The organism is Nocardia sp. NPDC058497 (assembly GCF_042720195.1).
Taxonomy (GTDB): Bacteria; Actinomycetota; Actinomycetes; order Mycobacteriales; family Mycobacteriaceae; genus Nocardia.
Window position 1 is genome coordinate 1 of sequence record NZ_JBHXMY010000087.1, and the last position, 14,914, is coordinate 14,914.

The following is a 14,914-nucleotide window of genomic DNA, read 5'->3' on the forward strand; positions in this document are numbered from 1 at the left end:
TCTCTCACCCCCCCGCCGTCTCCGGCTATTAATGCCGGTGTCGTGGGCTGGGTGTTGTGTATACGAGACCGGCTCCGGGGGCGTGTTGGGGCGCGTCGGGGGGCGGGGGGTCTTCGCCGTCCCCCGGGCCTCGTCGCGTTTTACGGGGTGGTGTGGGCGAGGTTGCGCGGGAGCAGGTCCCAGATGTGGCCGTTCTCGTTGATCGTGGCCGCGGTGCGGGTGCCGGTGCGGGAGTAGAGGATCCGCGTGACCGAGCAGTAGTCGATCGGGAAGGTGAGTGGCCGGGGCAGGCCGAGGATGTCGGCCAGCAGAACATTGACGACGCCGCCGTGGGCGAAGACAACCACGGTGTCGGTCGGCGCCGCCGCGGCGACCAGGGCATCGATCGCCGTCAGGACGCGGGCGGTGAAAGCGGGACCGTCGATCTGCTCGGGGAGATACCCGGCCTTGATCCGGTTGTAGGCGTCGGCGAAGTCGGTCTTGGCGTCTTCGATGGGGATGTAGACGGGCAGGTCACGGTCGTACTCGGCCAGATCGTCGACGACCTCGACGGGCAGATCGCGCGCCGCCGCGGTGGGAGCCGCGGTGTCGCGGGCGCGCCGCTGTGGGCTGCTGACGATCCTGGCGATCTCGTGGGCGGCCAGGGCCGCGGGGACGCGCTCGGCCTGCTGTAGGCCGATGCCGGTGAGACCGGGGTCAGCGGCGGTGGTGGCCCCGACGACGCGTTTCGGCTGGGCATGACGCACGAGAATGAGCTGCACGCTCACACACTCTGCCGTATCGGCCCTGAGGGCTCGCGGGGATACCTCGTCATCCGAGGATCCCGCGAGCCCCTCGTCAGATCAGGGCTGGCCGTAAGGCGGCTGACCATACGGCGGCTGACCACCCTGCGGACCACCGTACGGCGGCTGCGCGGGCGGCTGACCGCCATCCTTCTTCTTGTTCTTGAGCAGGAAGATGCCACCGACGATGAGCACCACGATGATCAGGCAGCAGATGCCGCCGATGATCAGGCCGGTGTTGCTCTTCTTCTTTTTCTTCGCCAAGAGGTCCGCGGCGGTGTTGACCGCGTCCGAGCTCGCCAAGGTGTCGAAGCTGCTCGTGAGCATGTGCGGATCGACTAGAGCGGCCGTGGTCAGCAGGTCCAGATACATGTAATCCCATCCCGATGTGTTGTTGGCCCGACATCCTCCCGGTGCCGGAACTCCGAGACTAGCGCTGTCGGTGTGACTTTCGGTAAGAAACTTTCAGCGTGGTTTCACCAACGGGAACGGCAGCGTCTCGCGGATGCTGCGCCCGGTGATCAACATGACCACCCGGTCGACACCCATGCCGAGACCACCGGTGGGCGGCATGGCGTGCTCGAGCGCCTGCAGGAAGTCCTCGTCGAGTTCCATCGCCTCCGGGTCACCGCCCGCGGCCAGCATCGACTGCTCGGTGAGCCTGCGCCGCTGTTCGACCGGGTCGGTGAGTTCGCTGTAGGCGGTGCCCAGTTCGACGCCCCAGGCCACGAGATCCCAACGCTCGGTGACGCCGTCGATGCTGCGGTGCGAGCGGGTCAGCGGTGAGACCGAGGTGGGAAAGTCGAGGTAGAACGTCGGGTCGGTGGTCTGCGACTCCACCAGGTGCTCGTACATCTCCAGCACCACCGCGCCCTCGTCCCAGGCATGCTGGTAGGCGATGCCCGCCTCGTCGCACAGCTCGCGCAGGCGCGAGAGCTCGGTGCGCGGGGTGATCTCGGTGCCGATCGCCTCCGAGACCGCGCCGTGCACCGTCTTGACCCGCCACTCGCCGGAGATGTCGACCTCGTCGAATCCGCCGTCGTCGTTCGGGCGCAGCGCCACCTCGGCGCCGTTGGCCGCCATCGCCGCGTCCTGGATCAGCCGGCGGCACAGGTGCATCATCCGCAGGTAATCGCTGTGCGCCTCATAGGCTTCCAGGATCGTGAACTCGGGATTGTGGCTGAAGTCGACACCCTCGTTGCGGAAGGTCCGGCCGAGCTCGAACACCTTCTCCATCCCGCCGACGCACAGCCGTTTGAGGTACAGCTCGGGGGCGATTCGCAGGTACAGGTCCAGGTCGTAGGCGTTGATGTGGGTGCGGAACGGTAGCGCGTTGGCGCCGCCGTGCACCTGCTGCAGGATCGGCGTCTCGACCTCGAGGAAGCCCCAGGCGAACAGCGAGTCGCGCAGCGAATGCAGGACCGCGCTGCGCTTGCCCATCACCTCGCGGGTATCCGGGTTGATCGCCATGTCGACGTAGCGCTGCCGCACCTTGGCCTCGGAATCGGCCAGGCCGCGCCACTTGTCGGGCAGCGGATGCAGGCACTTGCCGTTCATCCGCCAGTCCTGGGCGAGTAGCGACAGCTCACCGCTGCGGCTGGTCCCGAGCTGGCCGCTGACCTCGATGAGGTCGCCCAGGTCGAAGAATTCGGTGAACTCGGCGCTGCGGTCGGCGCCGACCCGTTCGCGGTCGACGACGAGCTGGATCTCGCCCGTCCAATCACGGACAACGGCGAAGATCACGCCGCCGAAGTCGCGGATGCGCAAGATCCTGCCCGCGATCCGGACCGTCGTGCCCTTGGGGCATTGCCTGGCCGTGGCGATGGTGTGTGTCGGCGGATAGGCGACGGGGTAGGAGTCGACGCCGGCGGCGGTGAGCCGGTTCAGTTTGTCCATGCGCACCCGGACCTGCTCCGGCCTGCGCGGACCCTGCTCTGCCTCTTCGCCTTCCGGCGCCTCGGGCGGGCTGCCGTCGGCGTGCAGACCGGTGATGCCCGCGGGCACGGCCGGGCGGGTGCCGGTGTGCGCGGCCGCGTCGGGTTCCTTGCCGAGGCGCGGCAGGAAGCCCTCGGCCAGCCCGCTGGCGGTCGCCACCCGCGGCAGCTGCCTGCGTTCCTCGAACAGGAAGAACCGCGGCACCCAGCGCGGGTGGTACTTCACGTTCGACCGGTACAGCGCCTCGAGCTGCCACCAGCGCGAGAAGAACAGCAGCACACCGCGCCACGCCCGCAGGATCGGGCCCGCGCCGATCCGGCCGCCCTCCTCGAACACCGAACGGAACACCGCGAAGTTCAGCGAGATCTTGGTGATGCCGTACTGATCCGAGTTCAGCGCGAGCTGCGAGATCATCAGCTCCATCACGCCGTTGGGTGCTTGTGGGTCGCGGCGCATCAGTTCGAGCGAGACGCCGCTGCGGCCCCACGGGACGAACGAGAGCATGGCGTGCACCCGGTCGTCGTGATCGACGGCCTCCACCAGCAGGCAGTCGCCGTCGAGCGGGTCGCCGAGGCGGCCCAGCGCCATCGAGAAGCCGCGTTCGGTCTCGGTGTCGCGCCAGGCGTCGGCACGGGCGACGACGTCGGCGAACTCGGCGGCGGGGATGTCGCGGTGCCTGCGCACGCGCACGCCGAAACCGTTTTTGCGCAGCCGGTTCGCGGCCTGGCGTACCTGTTTCATCTCCGGCCCGGCCAGCGAGAACGTGCGGGTGTCGAGGATCGCCTCGTCGCCGAGGCGCAGCGCCGAGAGCCCGGCAGCGCGGTACGCGGTCGCGCCGAGCTCGCTCGCGCCCATCGCCGCGGGCGCCCAGCCGAACCGGTCGGCCTGCTCGAGCCACGCCTTGATCGCCTGCGGCCACGCCTGTTTCGGCCCGATCGGATCGCCACTGGCCAGGCAGACGCCCAGCTCGACGCGATAGGTGATGGCCGCCTTGCCGTTCGGCGCGAACACCACCGCCTTGTCCCGGCGGGTGGCGAAGTAGCCCAGCGAGTCCTCGACATCGCTGGCGGCGAGCAGCCCGCGGATCGCCGACTCGTCCAGGCCGGTCATCGCGTTGTCGGCGCGCTGGGATCGCAGCAGCACCGCCACCGCGGCCAGCAGCGCGATCGCGCCGAACAGGCCGAGCAGGAAGTTCACCCACGAAGGCGGGTGCCCGTCGAAGTGCTCGTTGTCGACCAGCACCGCCGCGGTGACCCGGTAGACCGCCCACAGCGGCCGCTGCGCGCCGGCGGGCAGCGAGCCGGGCGCGAGTTCCACCAGCCCCCAGCCGAGCAGGCAGCCCAAGGCCAGGCCCCCGACCAGTACGCCGAGCGCCTTCCACAGCGCACCCGGCCTGACCCGCGTGTAGAACTCCGAACGCGCCGCGATCAGGATCCCGATCACCACGACGTGCACGATGAACGCGACCAGCGCGTCGACGTCGTCCGCGGAGAGGAAATCCAGGATGTTGGTCACCGCGTAGAGCAGCAGGTAGACGATGAGCAGCAACCACGCGACGCGTTTGCGCGCGGCCAGCGCCCCGGCCAGCAGGCCGACGACCAGCGCCCACACCAGACTCGTATCCGGTGCGTCGAAGTAGTAGGTGTCGACGTAGTGCCGCGGCGCCTGCGTCAGATGGCGCAGCGCGGGCGAGAGGCTCCACAGAAAGCACAGAACCGCGAAGACACCGAGCACCAGCCCGGTGATGTGCGGTACCTCGGCCAACCTGCCCCGCCCGCGATGCGGGACGGCGGCGCGGTCCGGCGGGGCCTCGACGGTGGGATGCTGCTCGGCCTGCGTGAGGGTCACCGATCCAGTGTGCGTCCATCCGGGCCGGATCGGTGTCGCCGTCGCTGCGGCGTGTTCGTCACCGTGGCCGCGGCGGGGCCGGTGGCGACCCGAATTTCCTGGGCGGGTAATAATTTGCCCATGTCGGAACCAGTGGATGTGCCGATCGATGACGATGTCATCAAGCTCGGGCAATTCTTGAAACTGGCCAACCTGATCGATTCGGGTTCCGAGGCCAAGACGGTGATCGCCCAGGGCCTGGTCCGGGTCAACGACGAGGTGGAGCTGCGCCGCGGCAGGCAGCTACAGGTCGGCGACGTCGTCGTGCTGGCCGGGCACAAGGTGCGGGTGTCCGGGAACTAGCCCGAACACCCGCGAGGAGTGCCTCAGTCCTCGGCGCGGACCACGACGCCGTCGTGGTCGCTGTAGACCATCTCGCCGGGCACGAAGGTGACGCCGCCGAACTCGATGGTGATGTCCTTCTCGCCGCTGCCGGTCTGGGTGCTCTTGCGCGGGTTGGTGCCCAGCGCCTTCACCCCGATATCGAGGGTGCTCAGGATCGCCGAGTCGCGCACCGCGCCGTTGACGATCACGCCCGCCCAGCCGTTGTCGACGCCACGACCCGCGATGATGTCGCCGACCAGGGCGGTGTGCACGCTCGCGCCGCCGTCGACGACGAGGACCTTGCCCTCGCCCGGCTCGCTCAGGGTCTGCTTGACCAGCAGGTTGTCCTGGAAGCAACGGATCGTGGTGATCCGTCCGGCGAACGCGGCCCGGCCACCGAACTGGATGAACTGGGTGTCGCAGCTGCGGATCTCGGGGCCGATCTCATCGGCCAGATCGGCGGTGGCCACAACATTCGCTGATTCGGTCATGGCCTGCATTCTGTCAGGCGCCCGCGGCGTGCGCCTTGGCGATCTCCCTGACCAGGTTGTCTGTGGTGTGCTTCACCGCGATCTTGACGAACGGCTCGATCGTCTTACCCAGCATCTTGCCCGCGATGCCGCCGGGTACGAAGTATTCGATGGTCGCGTCGACGGTGCACAGCGCCTCGCCCTTGGGATAGAAGTGGAACGTCGAGATGATCTCGAAGCCCTTGATCGACTTGATGCCGATCAACCGGCCCTGCTCCCACTTCACGACCTCGACCCTGGACTTGAGCGCGGCGGGGCCGAGCTTCATGTTGCCGTCGAAGGTGGCACCGATCCCTTCGGTCTGGTCGGTGACCGGGACGAAGGATTCGATGCCGTGCAGGTAGTTCGGCATATTGCGGTAGTCGTTGACATAGGCGAATGCCGTCTCGGCGGACGCGGCGCAGTCTTCGACAATCCTCACTTCGGTCATATCGGCCACTTTATCGGTCCCCGGCGACCGATCCGACTATGCTGTGACCGATCTGGCTACGCGGTGACGGCCAGCGTCGCCGCCAAGCCGAGCGCGACGCCCATCACCGTCACCTCGATCGCGGCGTTGCGCAGCGAGATGTCGGCGGTGACCCGATGCTCGCCCGCCCGGTGCACCCAGCTGCGCCGCCACCACCAGCCCAGGCCGGTCAGCGCGCACAGGACGGTGAATTTCGCCAGCATGATCCGGCCGTATCCGCTCGTCCACAGCGGCTCGATGCCGCCGATGCGGACCAGCCCGTCGATCAGCCCGGTCACCGCGATCACGAGCACCAGCGGCGCGGCCAGCGCCGAGTAACGCGGCAGCGTCGCCGCCCACTCGCCCCTGGTGCGCAGGACCAGCGCCATCGCCAGCAGCAGCCCGAACCAGCACGCCGCGGCCAGCGCGTGCGCCGCGGCCAGCACCGAACCGAGCGTCTGCTGGGACATGTGCCCGGTGATCGGGCGCAGGGCCAGCGCGACCGCGGCGAACACCAGCACCAGATCGGCCGACGCCGCGTCGGGCCTGCGGAAGGCCAGTGCGGCGTAGCAGGCGATCGCGCCGGTGCAGAACAGGATCGCGATGCCGATCTGGCCGCCACTGAGCTTGCCGAGGAAGGTGGCGAACTCGCCCGCGCCGAGCTCGGTCACCGGGACGCCGACGATCCCGGCCGCCTCCCACACCAGCACGGTGAACTCGGCCGCGAACCAGACGCCCGCCAGCGCCGCCACCGGCCGCCAGGCGACGCGCAGCCGCTCGTTGAGCCGGGGGAGTGCCGCCAGCCCGAACACCGTCGCGCCCGCGCCGTCAGCGACGACGCGCGCAAACGCCGCACCGGGAAAGCCGCCCTCGCGGCGCAATGCCCATGCCAGCGCCACCCCGGCCAGGGCGGCCACCACGACCGGCACCAGGACCCGCCACTGCCGCAGCGTCGTACCGGGTACCCGGCGACCGGTCGTCATGGATGGCTACTTCTTGCGGCCGGCGCGGCCGCCGAGCAGCGCCACCGCGAGGCCCGCGCCGAACAGCACGACGCCACCGGCGACGAACACCCACACGGGCACCCCGCCGGAGTCGCCGCCGCCGTCGGCCTTGTCCTCACCCGGGCGCGGGCCCGGGGTGCCGGTGCCCGCCTTGCTCAGCGTGAAATGCCGTGTCCCGCTGACGGGATGGCCGTCCGCCGAGGTCACCCGGAACGCGAGGGTGTACTCACCGACCGGGCCGAGCTCACCCAATTCCACACTGACGGTGCGGCCTTCGACGAGCGCCTTGCCCTTCGACCACAGCCTGCCGTCCGGGCCGACCACGGTCAGCGACGGAAAGTTCTGCTGCAGTTCCTCGTTGAAGGTGATGCTGGCGCGCGCGGGCCCGACCTCGATGGTCGACCCGTCCTCGGGCACGCTGCTCACGGCGCCGGAGTGCGCGCTCGCCACACCGGCCGCCGCGAACACGGCGAGCAGTCCGGCGATCAGGACGGCGAGCACCCGGCGCGCCATGCGGTGATCGACACGCATCACGACCTCCGCGAACGGAAGACGAGGCCGAGGCCGAGGGCGGCCGCGAACAGGCCGAGCGCGAGCCCGATGCCGCCGAGCCAGCGGGCCACCGAATCGGTGCCCGCCTCGGCGGTTTCGGCGGAAGCGACCTGGTGATCGCCGCCCTCGGCGCCGCCCTTGGCGCTCAGCGTGAGCGAGGGCGCCGGGTGTTCGGGTTCGGCGCCGTCGCTGCTCGGCTGATCCCAGGCGACGACCTTGCCGTCGCTGTAGGTCTGCTGGGCGGGGAAGTTCACCGTGTCCTGGGCGGGCAGCGGGCCGAGCGAGAGCACGAAGCGCTGGAACTGGCCCGGGCCGACACCCTTGTTGCCCGGGTCGGCGGTCCAGGCGACCGCGACCGTCTCGCCCTTGTCGTTGCGCTCGACCTTCGCGGTCCAGCCCGGCATCGGTTCGGTGCGCACGCTTTTCAGGTTCGGCACGGTGACGCGCAGCCCGGTGGTGGACGCGGTCTCGGATTCGGTCGGCACCTTGAAGGTGGCGACGGTGTACTTGCCCTGCGCCGCGCCGGGGGCGTCGACGGTCACGTGCGCGGCCGCCGAACCGCAGGCGGCGAGCACCAGCCCGGCCGCGAGCGCGGCGGTGCCGGTTCCGCGGGTGATGAAGTTCTGCATGGAATTGCCTTCTGTCCGAAGAGTTCTGAGGTCGTCTGGATCAGGCGAACAGCGGCGGTGCGCGCGGACAGCGCACCCCCTTCGGACGGCCGCCACGGGCGGTGGCGACGGTGGCGGACCAGCGGACAGCGCGCTGCGGGATAGCGAGCGACGGCGCGGTGAGCGTCGCCCGAACCATGCTCGACGCAACGAGATACAGCCGCTCGGCGACGAGAATCAGTGCGGCACAGGCGAAGGCCGCGAAGAAGTGGGCGGTGATCATCGGGGTGCTGGGCAGATGCAGCACATCGAAGGCGTTGCCGTGATGATCCAGCGTGCCGGTAAGGGCGAAATGCCCTGCCCACTGGCCGCCGATCAGCGCCGATGCGGTGCGCACCGAAGCGCGTTTGGTGCTGTGGCCACCGGCGAATGCCCCAGCGGCAAGCGAAACCAGCAGCAGCAGTGCGATTTCCGCCGACCGCGGCACCCCACCGCCGCCCAGTCCGTGCGCGGCGACCGCCAGCGCACCGACGAGTACGCCGCAGCCACCACCGCGTAGGCGGGCGGTGAGCTGCGGCGTGGTCACGGCACGGTTCAGCGAACGCCCAGGCGGGCGAGCGCGTCGGTCTCCAGCACGGAGAGCTCGGCCGAGATGGAGGCGTGCACGGCCTTGCGGCGCGCGGCGGGCATCTGCTCGGCGGTGTTCACCGCGACGGTCAGGTCGGTCAGCCGGGACCTGGCCGCGTCGACGAACTTCTTGGTGTCGGCGTCGCCGGGGGCGTCGGCGACGATCTTGTCGAGCGCCGTCCCGGTGTTGGTGATGCGGGCCTGCAGGCGGGCGCCGTGGCCGCTGAACTCGCCGAGCTGGTCGAGGCCGATGCCGAGCTGCTGCGCCTTGCGGGCGTCGAGCCGGCCGCGCAGGTAGGTCGCGCCGCGGTAGGCCAGCGGCGTGAGCACCGGGACCAGCACGCGGGCGACGCCGAGGTACTTGCGGATCTGGCTCGCGCTGAACAGTTCGCGGTCGGCCTTCGCCGCCAGCTTCTCGGCGGCCTTCTCCTCGGCCTGCAGGGTCGCGACTTGCGCCTTGGCCACCTTGGCCTCGGTCTTGGCCTGTGCTTTGTTCGCGCGACGGGTGGTGCGCTCGCTCGCCTTGGCGGCCTTGCGCTCGTTCTTGGCGCCGAGCTTCGCCTCCACCGCGGCTTTGTGCTTGAGTGCCTTCGCCTCAGCGCGTCGGCTCGGGCGCCGCTTGCGCTTGCTGAACAACCCCATGAGATCAGGCCCTCCGTCATGCTCGCCAAGTCATGAGGCAGTGCCGGGGTAGCGGCCTGCCGTACTTCGTAGCGTAGTGGGAGGAGGGTAGCGATTGGGCATTGTGTCGGGGGGAGGGACCATACTGCTTGCGTGCGTGCAGCCGAGGACGACTTCGACGGCGGGCCGGTGCTTCGCCCGGTCCCCGCTTCCGCTGCGCGCGATCGAGGTGTCGATATCGGGGTCGTCGAGGCCCGGATCGCTTTCCTGGACGCGCGCTCGCTGATCGGCTGCCGGCATCGCCTGCGCCTGGACGCCGAGCATCCGGAGGCCATCGCCGAGGTCCGCGAAGACCCGGGTGTGCAGCAGCGCCGCGAGGCCGCCACCGCGCACCGCACCAGGGTCCGCGACGAACTGGTCGCGGCCGCCCCCGCCGACTGGGTGGTGATCGACCCGCACCTGCGCGCCGGGGAGAAGGCGGCGGCGACCATGGCCGCGATGGAGGCGGGTGCTCCGCGGATCTGGGGTGGCCTGCTGCCCCAGGAGCCCGATACCGGCCGTCGCGGCGGCGCCGAGTTCCTGCTGCGTGACGACGACCGCGGCGGCTACATCCCGATCATCGTGGTCAACCACAAGGTCACCGACCCGCGCCGTCCCGACCCGGCCGATTTCCACCCGCTGACCTCGGACCTGTTCCGCTGGCAGCCCCGCCGCGACAAGCACGTGAAGCTGCGCCCGCAGCCGCGCGACCAGCAGCGCCTCGCGCATCTGTACCGGATGCTGCAGCGCCACGGCATGGCCAGCCCCGCCCTGGTCGGTGGCGCGATCGGCCTGGCCTTCGACCGCATCCTCGTGCACGACCTGACCAATGTCCTGGCCGACTACGACCAGCGCTACGGCGACCGCATCGCGGTGGTGCGCGGCGAGCTGCCGACGCAGCCGTCGAAGGTGCCCGAGTGCAGGCAGTGCCCGTGGTGGGTGCGCGGGACCCCCGCGCAGCGACCGGCGGGCCCGGAGGCGGTAGCGGAGCGTGACCACGCAGGGCCCTCGGGAGCGGAGCAGTCCTACACCGCCAATCCCAGTTGTGAGGGGCAGCTGGCGCTGATGCGTGACGTCAGCCTGGTCGCGCCGGGTTCGCGGGCCGAGGTGCTGCGAGTGCACGGCGTCCAGACCGTCGACGAGCTGGCCGCGTGGGAGGGCGAGGAACCCGACGACTGGCAGCACGGCCCGTTCTCCGAGACCGTCGTCACCGCCCGCGCCTGGATCGCGGGCGCCCCGCTGGTCCGCCGCTTCGACACGGTGAGCGTGCGCCGCGCCGACGTGGAGGTCGACGTCGACCTGGAGAGCTACCAGGAGGACGGCGCCTACCTGTGGGGCACCCTGCTCGACGGCGTCTACCGCCCGTTCGTCACCTGGGACCCGCTGCCCACCGAGGACGAGGGCCGCTCCTTCGGCGAATTCTGGACCTGGCTGATGCGGGTGCGGGCCGACGCGCACGCGGCGGGCAAGACCTTCGCCGCCTACTGCTACTCGCGCACCGCCGAGGACAAGTGGCTCTACGAGTCGGCCCGCCGCTTCGCGGGCAAGCCCGGCGTCCCGACCCACGAACAGGTCCGCGCCTTCGTCGACTCGCCCGAATGGGTCGACATGTTCCAGGCCGTTACCGACCAGTTCATCTGCCCGAACGGCAAGGGCCTCAAGAAGATCGCCCCGGTCGCCGGCTTCGGCTGGCGCGACCCGGAGGCGGGCGGCGAGGCATCGATGGGCTGGTACCGCCGCGCCGTCGGCTACGACGCCGCCCCGGACCTGTCCCAGCGCACGCGGTTGTTCGAGTACAACGAGGACGACGTGCGCGCCACCCAGGTGCTGCGCGAATGGATGACGCAGCGGGCCGTCGACGAGGTTCCCTCGCTCACCGACTTCGGGCGCGGTGTGACCGGCGGGCTGGGACACGCAAGCGGAGCGTAACCACGCAGGGTCCTCTCCGAGCACCGCCGTGTGCACAGTAATACGATCGGTGCCGTGACTCAGCACGTCGAAACCCTCGAGTTCCAGGCCGAAACACACCAGCTCCTGGAGCTGATGATCCACTCGGTCTACTCCAACAAAGACACGTTCCTGCGGGAGCTGATCTCGAACGCTTCCGACGCACTGGACAAGCTGAAGCTGGCCTCGTTCCAGGACAAGGATCTGGTCGCCGACACCTCCGACCTGCACATCGAGCTGGAGGTTGACCAGGACAAGCGCGTCCTGACCGTCCGCGACAACGGCATCGGCATGTCCCGCGCCGAGGTGATCGACCTGATCGGCACCCTCGCCAAGTCCGGCACCGCCGAGCTGCGCCGCAAGCTGATCGAGGTCAAGTCCGATGCCGCCGCCGAGGAGCTGATCGGCCAGTTCGGCATCGGTTTCTACTCGACCTTCATGGTCGCCGACCGGGTCGTCCTCACCACCCGCAAGGCGGGCGAGACCGAGGGCACCCGCTGGGAGGCCGCGGCGGGCAGCTCCAGCTACACGATCGACACCGTCGCCGACGCGCCGCAGGGCACCGCGGTGACCCTCGCGCTCAAGCCCGCCGACGAGGACGATCACCTCTTCGATTACACGCAGGAATGGAAGCTGCGCGAGATCGTCCGCAAGTACTCCGACTTCATCGCCTGGCCGATCCGCATGCAGGTCGAGCGCACGGTGATGGAGGGCGAGGGCGAGGACAAGGTCGAGAAGACCGTCGTCGAGGACCAGACCCTCAACTCGCAGAAGGCGCTGTGGACGCGGCCCCGGAGCGAGGTGACCGACGAGGAGTACAAGGAGTTCTACCACCACGTCAGCCACGCCTGGGACGAGCCGCTCGAGATCATCCCGATGAAGGCCGAGGGGACCTTCGAGTACCAGGCGCTGCTGTTCCTCCCGTCGATCGCGCCGTTCGACCTGTTCACCCGTGAGCACAAGCGCGGCGTGCAGCTCTACGTGCGCCGGGTGTTCATCATGGACAACTGCGAAGAGCTGATGCCGGAGTACCTGCGCTTCGTCAAGGGTGTGGTGGACGCCCAGGACCTCTCGCTCAATGTCTCCCGCGAGATCCTGCAGCAGGACCGGCAGATCCAGATGATCCGCAAGCGGCTGGTCAAGAAGGTGCTGTCCACCGTCAAGGACATGCAGGGCGCCGAGGATCAGACCAGGTACCAGACCTTCTGGGCGCAGTTCGGCCGGGTCCTCAAGGAGGGCCTGCTCTCCGACACCGACAACCGCGAAACCCTGCTCACCGTCTCCTCTTTCGCCTCGACCGCCTCCGAATCCGAGCTCACCACGCTCGCGCAGTACGTGGAGCGGATGCAGGACGGCCAGGACGCGATCTACTACATGACCGGCGAAAGCCGTGCGCAGGTGGAGAACTCGCCGCACCTGGAGGCGTTCAAGGCCAAGGGCCGCGAGGTGCTGGTGCTGACCGATCCGGTCGACGAGATGTGGGTCGGCTCGGTGCCGGAGTTCGACGGCAAGAAGTTCCAGTCCATCGCCAAGGGTGAGGTCGACCTGGAGACCGAGGACGAGAAGAAGGAGACCGAGGCGCTGCGCGAGCAGCAGGACAAGGACTTCGCCGACCTGCTCACCTGGCTCGGCAAGACCCTCGACGAGGTCGCCAAGGAGGTGCGCCTCACCAACCGGCTCACCACCTCCCCGGCCTGCCTGGTCGGCGACGTCTTCGACTTCACCCCGATGCTCGAGCGCATGTACCGCGCCTCGGGCCAGGCGCTGCCGGAATCCAAGCGCATCCTCGAGCTCAACCCGACCCACCCGCTGGTCACCGGCCTGCGCGACGCCTACGACGCCCGCAAGTCCGATGCCGACGAGGGCAAGGTGCCCGAGCTCGCCGAGACCGCCGAACTGCTCTACGGCACCGCGGTTCTCGCCGAGGGTGGCGAGCTGAAGGACCCCGCGCGGTTCGCCCAGCTCCTCACGGAACGACTCACCCGCACCGTGTAAAGAGCGTGCGGCGCCCTCTGCAGGGCAACTGATCTCGCCAGCACATGGGTAACTCACCGGGCACGCCCAACGCGGCACCAGCACCCTCACCGCCGGCCCGGTCACGAACTCACTGTCTCCCCGCGACCGGCAAAAAGTCGCGGGGAGGCGGAACAGTCGGCACCATGGAGACATGGATGGGCACGAGATCCGGCGGGCACGTCCCGGCGACTACGACGATCTGATCGGCGTGGTCGACAACTGGTGGGGCAGAACGGTCGTGCACAACCTGCCCCGGCTGTTCCTCGACCACTTCCACCGCACCAGCCTGGTCGCGACCGACGAGGACGGAATCTCCGGTTTCCTGGTCGGTTTCGGCTCACCCTCGGATGCCGACGCCGCTTACATCCACTTCGTCGCTGTCCGCCCCGACGCGCGCAAGGTCGGCCTCGGCCGCACCCTCTACGACGAATTCTTCGAGATAGTCAGGTCCGACGGCCGAAAAGTGGTCACCGCCATCACGTCTCCGGCCAATTTCACCTCGATCGATTTCCACCGCAGCCTCGGCTTCACCGTCGTGGGCCCGGTCGCCGACTACAACGGCCCCGGCCGCTCGCTGATCACCTTCGAACGGAGGATCTGACCCCGCATCGCGCGAATTCCGTAGTCTGGTCACGGTATTGATGGTTTGGTGAGAGGAACGACCGCGATGTCGGAGGGGACGCCGGTCACGGCACAACCGTGGGATCTGGTGGCCGAGGGCTACGCCGAAGCGGGCGCGACCGTCCTCGGCCCGTTCGCGGCACACGCACTCGAATACGTCGATCTCGGCAAGGATTCCGAGATCGTCGACGTCGCCGCGGGCACCGGGCTACTCAGCATGGCCGCCGCCGACCAGGGCGCGCGAGTGCACGCCATCGACCTCTCGGCACCGATGATCGAACACCTCACGGCAGCAGCCGAACTCGCCGGACACACCACGATCACCACGCAGGTGGGCGACGGCCAGAACCTGCCCTACGAGGATGCGAGTTTCGACGCCGGATTCTCCCTGTTCGGCCTCATGTTCTTCCCCGACCGCCCGAAAGGCTTCGCCGAACTCCGGCGCGTGCTGCGCCCGGGCGCCACGGCCGTGGTCACCTCCTGGGCGCCCGCTGTCGACTCCTCGCTCATGCGCGCGCTCTTCGGTGCGCTGACCGCAGGTGACCCGAACGCCGCACTGCCGCAACCGGATGCGCGCAGCCTGGAGAACCCCGCCGTCTTCGAAGCCGAGATGCGCGCGGTGGGGTTCGACGAGGTGACAATCCGCAGCCACCAGGTCGAGGTGTGCTTCCCGAGCGCAGAAGCCCTGTGGGACACCATGACCCGCAGCAGCGCCCCGCTGACCGTACTCAGACACGAAGTGGGCGAGGAGGAATGGCAGCGGCGCACCGAAGCGGCTGTCGAACGCCTCACCGTCACTTACCGCCCGAACACCCCACTGCACACCACTGCCCTGTTCGGCGTCGGAGCGGTACCGGCCTCCTGACACGGCGACGGGGGGGGGGGGGGGGGGGGCGCGGGGCGCGCGGGCGCCCCGGCGGCAGCTGCGGCGCTCGGGGGGCGGGGCGCGCGCGCGCGCGCGCGCGGGACTCTC

Annotated in this window: 15 protein-coding genes; 5 read left to right on the forward strand and 10 right to left on the reverse strand. The window is 69.4% G+C overall.

What is annotated here, in order from left to right; genetic code table 11:
- Window positions 1–140: 140 nt before the first annotated feature.
- The 3 genes from ACFWPJ_RS09065 to lysX form a co-directional block, all read right to left on the reverse strand.
- The gene (locus ACFWPJ_RS09065; protein ID WP_378849073.1) at window positions 141–761 is read right to left on the reverse strand and encodes a histidine phosphatase family protein; all 621 of its coding nucleotides are present in this window, start codon (window positions 759–761) and stop codon (window positions 141–143) included.
- Window positions 762–842: 81 nt separating this feature from the next.
- Window positions 843–1,154 carry a hypothetical protein gene (locus tag ACFWPJ_RS09070; RefSeq protein ID WP_378849053.1) on the reverse strand — a complete coding sequence of 104 codons (312 nt, stop codon included), beginning with the start codon at window positions 1,152–1,154 and terminating at the stop codon, window positions 843–845.
- A 93-nt stretch (window positions 1,155–1,247) separates the two neighbouring features.
- Window positions 1,248–4,565, reverse strand: a complete 3,318-nt coding sequence (lysX, locus tag ACFWPJ_RS09075) for a bifunctional lysylphosphatidylglycerol synthetase/lysine--tRNA ligase LysX (RefSeq protein WP_378849055.1) — start codon at window positions 4,563–4,565, stop codon at window positions 1,248–1,250.
- Window positions 4,566–4,685: 120 nt separating this feature from the next.
- On the opposite strand from lysX, the gene ACFWPJ_RS09080 reads away from it, so the two are divergent.
- On the forward strand, window positions 4,686–4,907 hold the full coding sequence (locus ACFWPJ_RS09080; protein ID WP_022566561.1) for an RNA-binding S4 domain-containing protein: 222 nt from the start codon (window positions 4,686–4,688) through the stop codon (window positions 4,905–4,907).
- A gap of 23 nt (window positions 4,908–4,930) precedes the next feature.
- Here ACFWPJ_RS09080 and rraA read toward each other — a convergent pair whose 3' ends face one another.
- From rraA to ACFWPJ_RS09115, 7 genes are read right to left on the reverse strand one after another with little or no spacing between them, the layout of a single operon-like run.
- Window positions 4,931–5,419 carry a ribonuclease E activity regulator RraA gene (rraA, locus tag ACFWPJ_RS09085; RefSeq protein ID WP_378849057.1) on the reverse strand — a complete coding sequence of 163 codons (489 nt, stop codon included), beginning with the start codon at window positions 5,417–5,419 and terminating at the stop codon, window positions 4,931–4,933.
- Window positions 5,420–5,432: 13 nt separating this feature from the next.
- Complete coding sequence (locus tag ACFWPJ_RS09090; RefSeq protein WP_378849059.1) at window positions 5,433–5,888, reverse strand: SRPBCC family protein; 456 nt, start codon at window positions 5,886–5,888, stop codon at window positions 5,433–5,435.
- 56 nt (window positions 5,889–5,944) lie between these two features.
- Complete coding sequence (locus ACFWPJ_RS09095; RefSeq protein WP_378849061.1) at window positions 5,945–6,889, reverse strand: copper resistance D family protein; 945 nt, start codon at window positions 6,887–6,889, stop codon at window positions 5,945–5,947.
- A gap of 6 nt (window positions 6,890–6,895) precedes the next feature.
- Window positions 6,896–7,441: a copper resistance protein CopC gene (locus tag ACFWPJ_RS09100; protein ID WP_378849063.1), complete on the reverse strand. Its 546-nt coding sequence runs from the start codon at window positions 7,439–7,441 to the stop codon at window positions 6,896–6,898.
- Window positions 7,441–8,091, reverse strand: a complete 651-nt coding sequence (locus ACFWPJ_RS09105; protein WP_378849064.1) for a YcnI family protein — start codon at window positions 8,089–8,091, stop codon at window positions 7,441–7,443. Before ACFWPJ_RS09105 ends, ACFWPJ_RS09100 begins: the two co-directional genes overlap by 1 nt.
- A 40-nt stretch (window positions 8,092–8,131) precedes the next feature.
- Window positions 8,132–8,656: a hypothetical protein gene (locus tag ACFWPJ_RS09110; protein ID WP_378849066.1), complete on the reverse strand. Its 525-nt coding sequence runs from the start codon at window positions 8,654–8,656 to the stop codon at window positions 8,132–8,134.
- 8 nt (window positions 8,657–8,664) lie between these two features.
- Window positions 8,665–9,339: a DUF6474 family protein gene (locus ACFWPJ_RS09115; protein ID WP_378849068.1), complete on the reverse strand. Its 675-nt coding sequence runs from the start codon at window positions 9,337–9,339 to the stop codon at window positions 8,665–8,667.
- A 216-nt stretch (window positions 9,340–9,555) separates the two neighbouring features.
- On the opposite strand from ACFWPJ_RS09115, the gene ACFWPJ_RS09120 reads away from it, so the two are divergent.
- From ACFWPJ_RS09120 to ACFWPJ_RS09135, 4 genes are all read left to right on the forward strand, one after another.
- Window positions 9,556–11,286: a TM0106 family RecB-like putative nuclease gene (locus ACFWPJ_RS09120; RefSeq protein WP_378849075.1), complete on the forward strand. Its 1,731-nt coding sequence runs from the start codon at window positions 9,556–9,558 to the stop codon at window positions 11,284–11,286.
- A 54-nt stretch (window positions 11,287–11,340) separates the two neighbouring features.
- On the forward strand, window positions 11,341–13,299 hold the full coding sequence (gene htpG, locus ACFWPJ_RS09125) for a molecular chaperone HtpG (protein WP_378849069.1): 1,959 nt from the start codon (window positions 11,341–11,343) through the stop codon (window positions 13,297–13,299).
- Window positions 13,300–13,471: 172 nt separating this feature from the next.
- Window positions 13,472–13,921: a GNAT family N-acetyltransferase gene (locus ACFWPJ_RS09130; protein ID WP_378849071.1), complete on the forward strand. Its 450-nt coding sequence runs from the start codon at window positions 13,472–13,474 to the stop codon at window positions 13,919–13,921.
- A 66-nt stretch (window positions 13,922–13,987) separates the two neighbouring features.
- Entirely contained in the window at window positions 13,988–14,806 is an 819-nt protein-coding gene (locus ACFWPJ_RS09135; protein WP_378849072.1) for a class I SAM-dependent methyltransferase, read from the forward strand.
- Window positions 14,807–14,914 lie beyond the last annotated feature (108 nt).